Genomic DNA, 5,316 nt, shown 5'->3' on the forward strand with positions numbered 1-5,316 from the left:
GGCGCGGGGTGTGTCGGGCGATGCGTGTGGGTGGTGGCGCGCGGGGGCGGTGCCGGTCGTGGCGCATCCGGTGGTGAGCGCGCCTGCGACGGCCAGGGCGGCGCCCGCGCGCAGGGCTCCTCGGCGGTCGGTCTCGATCACGCGACCATTTAATGGGCAAAGCGGGCGAAAGATACTGATTGCCCGCTTCGGGGCCTCTGCGGGTCGGGGTCGCGAACCCTCCGGCCACCTGGGCGACTCTTGCGGAACACCTGTCACAGCCTGCGCTTAACCAGCGTTTACCAGGCAGGTGTCCCAACTCACCAAGGATTCACTTTCGAGGTGCCCCAATTTATTCCCGTATGCCTGGATGGGGACTTTTGGATCGCTGGCCCCCGTCTGCCATAGTCGATGCCACGACCCGCATTGACCCATTGACCCGGGCTCAGGTCGTTTCAGCGGCCGTGGACCACACCCCATTCGTCCACGGCGCTTCACGAAGGCCCCCGCAGCGCCGCACACCGGCGACCGGGGGCTTTCGTGCACGCGGGGGCACGCGAGGCACCTTCAGCGGTCGGTGACCCGCATCTCGAACCAGGTCGTCTTGCCGCGCGGCAGCAGGTCCACGCCCCACCGGTCGGAGAGCTTGTCGACGAGGAAGAGGCCGCGGCCGCTGAGGTCGAGCTCATGGACGGGCATCAGACAGGGCAGTCCGCGCGAGGGGTCGCGCACCTCGATCCTTATCCAGCCGCGCCGCCGCACCATCTTCAGACCGAAGACGCGGGCACCGGTGTGCCGGACGGCGTTGCCGACGAGTTCGGAGACGAGCAGGACGACGTCCTCGGTCAGCTTCGGGGAGAGGCCCCAGTGGCGGAGCACCACGACTTGCGCGAGCCGGCGCGCGATGGCGGCGGACTCCGGGCGCGACGGCAGCGGAACCTCCGCGTCCGTCGGATTGCCGAACAACTCGAGCGCCTTGAGCGCGTGTTCGTCCTCAACCGCCGGCGACCAGCGCGCCGCGGTCGCACTCCCGTGCCGCCGCGGCTGTCCCATACCCTCCAGCCCCGCCATGCCCCCATCATGGCCGCCCAGGGCGCCTTCCGGGGCCGTTCCTGAGGAATAAGCCCCCCGGAACCAACCATTCCGGGGGGCCGGGTAGGCATATGCCAGTGGCAGTTAGGACCCTGCGACAGCCCGCCTGACCTGCGATGACTGCCCGCTCATGAGTGATCACCAAGAGCCCTGAAACAGTCAGGCTTAAGGTTCTCTTAAGGCACGCATAATCCGCTCCTTCGGGGGACCAGCGTGCTGACGCGCCCTCAACTGATCACATTCCAGGGGCACTTCAGGCCTGGATCGGGCTGCTTCAGAGGAACTTCGCCTTGCCGGGACCCTCCTCGACGAAGCTGCGCATGCCCCGCTCACGGTCCTCCGTGGCGAACAGACCCGCGAACCACGTGCGTTCGATCGCGAGCCCGGTGTCGATGTCCGTCTCCAGGCCCGCGTCCACGGCCTCCTTGGCGGCGCGCAGCGCGAGCGCGGGGCCCTGCGCGAGCCGCGCGGCCCACTGGTGCGCCTGCTCGTACACCTCGGCGGCGGGCACGACGCGGTCCACCAGGCCGATGGTGAGCGCCTCTTCGGCCTTGACCATGCGTCCGGTGAAGATCAGGTCCTTGGCCTTGGACGGGCCGACCAGACGGGACAGGCGCTGGGTGCCGCCCGCGCCGGGGATCAGGCCGAGCAGGATCTCCGGCTGGCCGAGCTTGGCGTTGTCGGCGGCGATACGGAAGTCGGCGCAGAGGGCGAGCTCGCAGCCGCCGCCGAGCGCGTAGCCGGTGACGGCGGCGACGACCGGCTTGGGGATGCGGGCGACGGCGGTGAACGAGTCCTGCAGGGCACGGGACCGCACGACCATCGCCGTGTGGTCCATGTCCTGCATCTCCTTGATGTCCGCGCCCGCCGCGAACACCTTCTCGCCGCCGTAGATGATCACGGCGCGTACGTCGTCGCGCCGGGTCGCCTCCTCGGCAAGCTCTTTGAGCCGGTCCTGCAGGGCGATGTCGAGCGCGTTCATCGGGGGGCGGTCGAGGCGGATCGTGCCGACGCCCTCGGCGACTTCGAGATGCACAGATGTCATGCGAGGCACGTTAGCCGTGCCGTGCCTCGCGATGACATGCGTACGGGTGAGGCATTTCCCCTAAGGGGCAGGGGTTGCCCCTACGGGTCAGGCCTTCCACTTCTCCCAGGACATGTTCCAGCCGTTGAAGCCGTTCTCGGGCTGGATCGTCTTGTCCGCCGAGTTCTTCACGACCACGACGTCCCCGATGAGGGAGTTGTTGAAGAACCAGCCCCCGGGCGTCTTCTTGCTGTAGCCGCCTCGGACATCGCTCAGGCCGACACAGCCGTGGCTGGCGTTCGTGTTGCCGAAGGCGCCGCCCGACCAGTAGTTGCCGTGGATGAACGTGCCCGAGTTGGAAAGGCGCATCGCGTGCGGGACGTCCTTGATGTCGTACTCGCCGCCGAAGCCGACCGTGTCGCCGTTCATCCGCGTGACCTGGAGCCTCTCGCTGATGACCATCCGACCGTTGTACGTCGTCGTGCCGGGGGCGCCCGCGGTGATCGGGATCTTCTTGATCTGCTTGCCGTCCCGGACGACCTTCATCTGGTGGGACTTGGCGTCGACGGTGGAGACCTGGCTGCGGCCGACGGTGAACTTCAGGGTCTTGGCCTGCTCGCCGTACACGCCGGGCCGTCCCTCGACGCCGTCGAGGTTGAGGTTGACGGTGACCTTCGTGCCCGCCTTCCAGTACTTCTCGGGGCGGAAGTCGATGCGGTCGTTGCCGAACCAGTGGCCCTCGACCGGCACGGACGGCTCGGTCTTGATCTCGATGGCCTTCTCGACGTCCTCGGGGGCGGTGATCCCGCGGTTGAAGTGGACCGAGAACGGCATCCCGACGCCGACCTTCGAGCCGTCCTCCGGAGTGAACTGGCCGACGAAGGTGTTCTTCGGGGTCAGCGTCGTGAACGAGGTGTCCTTGGCGGACTCGCGCCCCCCGGAGTCCTTCGCTATCGCGTGGACCTTGTACTTCGTGGAGGCCGCCAGGTGGTGCGCGGGCGTCCACGTCGCACCGCCCGAAGTGATCTTGCCGGGCACCGGATTGCCCTTGCTGTCCTCGACCTCGACCTGGGACAGCTTGCCCTTGTCGGCGGCTATCTTCAGGGCCCCGCTGGTGGCCACCGACTCGGCGCCGTCCTTCGGGGCCACGGTCACCACCGCCGTCGACGGCGCGTTCTTGTCGGCCGCCGAGTCGGCGGACTTGCCCTTGCCGTCGCCGCCCGAGTCCGAGCCGCCGCCCCCGCCGCAGGCCGTGACCAACAGCAGTGTCACACCCGATGCCACCGCAAAGAGGCCCTTGGTCCCCCGCCGCCGTGCGCTCCCCCGCGCACCAACCGACGTCCCCGATATCGGTCGCCCGTTCACGATGTTGTCTCCCCTCACACGGCCTGGTCAGGCCCGCACCCCAGTGCATCGGCGCGTGCCGACACGCGCCCCGCGCTAGATAACCACACGGTCCTGACCGATGACTCCCCGCCAATGTCACTGTTCAGTCCCAACTGCGCATGCGGTGCGGGCCCCACCTCAACTCCTGGCTTCAGGCTTGGCCTCCGGCTTGGCTCCGGGCGGTGCGGTCCAGTCCTTCCACTCCATGTTCCAGCCACCGAGCCCGTTGTCAGGAGCGACTTTCTTGTCATGGCTGTTGACAACTTCCACGACGTCACCGATCAGACTCCGGTCGAAGAACCACCCCGCCGGGGTCTGTGAGCTGCCGCCCTTCACATCGCGCAGGCCGACACAGCCGTGGCTGACATTCGTGTTGCCAGGGGCGTTCGGCGACCAGTAGTTGCCGTGCAGGAAGGTGCCGGACGTGGTCAGACGCATCGCGTGCGGCACGTCCGGGATGTCGTACTCGCCGCCGAAGCCGACGGTGCGGCTGTTCATGCGGGTCACCTCGAGCATCTCGGTGACCACCATCTTCCCGTTGTACGTAGTCGTCTTCGGGGCCCCGGCCGTGATCGGCACCGTGGAGAGCAGCTCGCCGTCGCGGCGGACCTCCATGGTGTGCTCGGCGGCGTCGACCAGGGACTCCTGGCTGCGGCCGACGGTGAACCCGAAGCTCTTGTCCTGGAGGCCGTAGACGCCGGGGGCGGCCTCGACGTCGCGCAGGCGCAGGCCGACGGTGACCCTCGTGCCGGGCTTCCAGTACTTCTCGGGGCGGAAGTCGACGCGGGTCTTGCCGAACCAGTGCGGGCGTACGTCGACGGCCGGCTCCGCGGTGACGTGGATGGCGCGCTGGACGGCCTCGCGGTTCTCGATCTCCCGGTTGAACTCCAGGGAGACGATCATGCCGGTGCCGACGGTGGAGCGGTTCTCCGGCGTCACGTATCCGATGAACCGCTCGTCGGGGACGTACGTCGTGAACGTCGTGTGCCGGGCCGAGCGGTGGCCGTGGCCGTCGAGGGCGACGGCGTGCACCGAGTACTTCGCGGCGAGCGCCAAGTCGCCCTCGTCCAGCGGCTTCCAGGTGGTGCCGTCCTCGTCGATGCGGCCGGGCACCGGGAGTTCCTGGGCGTCCTGCACCCGGCTGACCTTCACCGATTCCAGGCGTCCGTCGGGGACCTTCACCTGGAGCCGTTCATCGCCCTTGACGTCTTTGCTGCCGTCGTCGGGGGTCACCCTGATCGCGTCGGCGGGCGAGCGCGGCTTGCCCATGAGGCGGTCTATGCCGCCTCCGTCACCGCTGCATCCCGCGGCTCCGGCCAGCAGTCCTGCCCATGTCACTACGGCGGCCAGCGCGGCCCCTGCGCGCCGTGCGCGCCTCGCTACCTGTCTCACGTCCGTCCCAACGACCGTCCCCCTCCTGGGGAAACGTGAGTGCGACGCACCCGGTGGGCAGAACAGTGGGGAGGACGGCGCGGGGAGCCTTTGGGTCCGCTCGCGTCGTCCGGTCTGGTACGCCCCCAGCCGCCGGGACGCGGCGGGGGTCGAGCCGCGGGAGGCGAGTGGGTGTCCAGCGCAGCCGAACAGGAAGCACTCCGGGGTGGGCGGCGCGGGACGGGCGCGGCCGTGACCGGGCAGCCCGCCGCCGTGAACGGGACATCGGCGGGTGCGCCCACCGCGCGCGCCTCGGCGCGGGACGCCGCCGACGCGCGTCGGCCGCCGGTGTGGCCGGGGGCGCCGACGCCGCTCGGCGCGCGGTTCAGGGTGGGGCCCGACGGCGTCGCGGGCACCAACTTCGCGCTGTGGGCGGGCGGCGCGGAGGCCGTGGAGCTGTGCCT

At 69.4% G+C, this 5,316-nt stretch carries 4 protein-coding genes and 1 pseudogene; 1 reads left to right on the forward strand and 4 read right to left on the reverse strand.

Annotated features, from left to right (window positions below; translation table 11 throughout):
• Positions 1 to 546: 546 nt before the first annotated feature.
• From E2651_RS40885 to E2651_RS40900, 4 genes are all read right to left on the reverse strand, one after another.
• Entirely contained in the window at positions 547 to 1,050 is a 504-nt protein-coding gene (locus E2651_RS40885; RefSeq protein WP_245239526.1) for an ATP-binding protein, read from the reverse strand.
• Between the two features lie 295 nt (positions 1,051 to 1,345).
• On the reverse strand, positions 1,346 to 2,116 hold the full coding sequence (locus tag E2651_RS40890; RefSeq protein WP_135336342.1) for an enoyl-CoA hydratase-related protein: 771 nt from the start codon (positions 2,114 to 2,116) through the stop codon (positions 1,346 to 1,348).
• Between the two features lie 87 nt (positions 2,117 to 2,203).
• The gene (locus E2651_RS40895; protein WP_135336343.1) at positions 2,204 to 3,460 is read right to left on the reverse strand and encodes an Ig-like domain-containing protein; all 1,257 of its coding nucleotides are present in this window, start codon (positions 3,458 to 3,460) and stop codon (positions 2,204 to 2,206) included.
• A gap of 159 nt (positions 3,461 to 3,619) precedes the next feature.
• Positions 3,620 to 4,873: an Ig-like domain-containing protein gene (locus E2651_RS40900; RefSeq protein WP_245239527.1), complete on the reverse strand. Its 1,254-nt coding sequence runs from the start codon at positions 4,871 to 4,873 to the stop codon at positions 3,620 to 3,622.
• Between the two features lie 171 nt (positions 4,874 to 5,044).
• Between E2651_RS40900 and E2651_RS40905 the strand changes: the two are divergent.
• Positions 5,045 to 5,316: pseudogene (locus tag E2651_RS40905) on the forward strand (glycogen debranching enzyme GlgX); the annotation flags it as partial.

Source organism: Streptomyces sp. MZ04 (assembly GCF_004684775.1).
Lineage (GTDB): Bacteria > Actinomycetota > Actinomycetes > Streptomycetales > Streptomycetaceae > Streptomyces.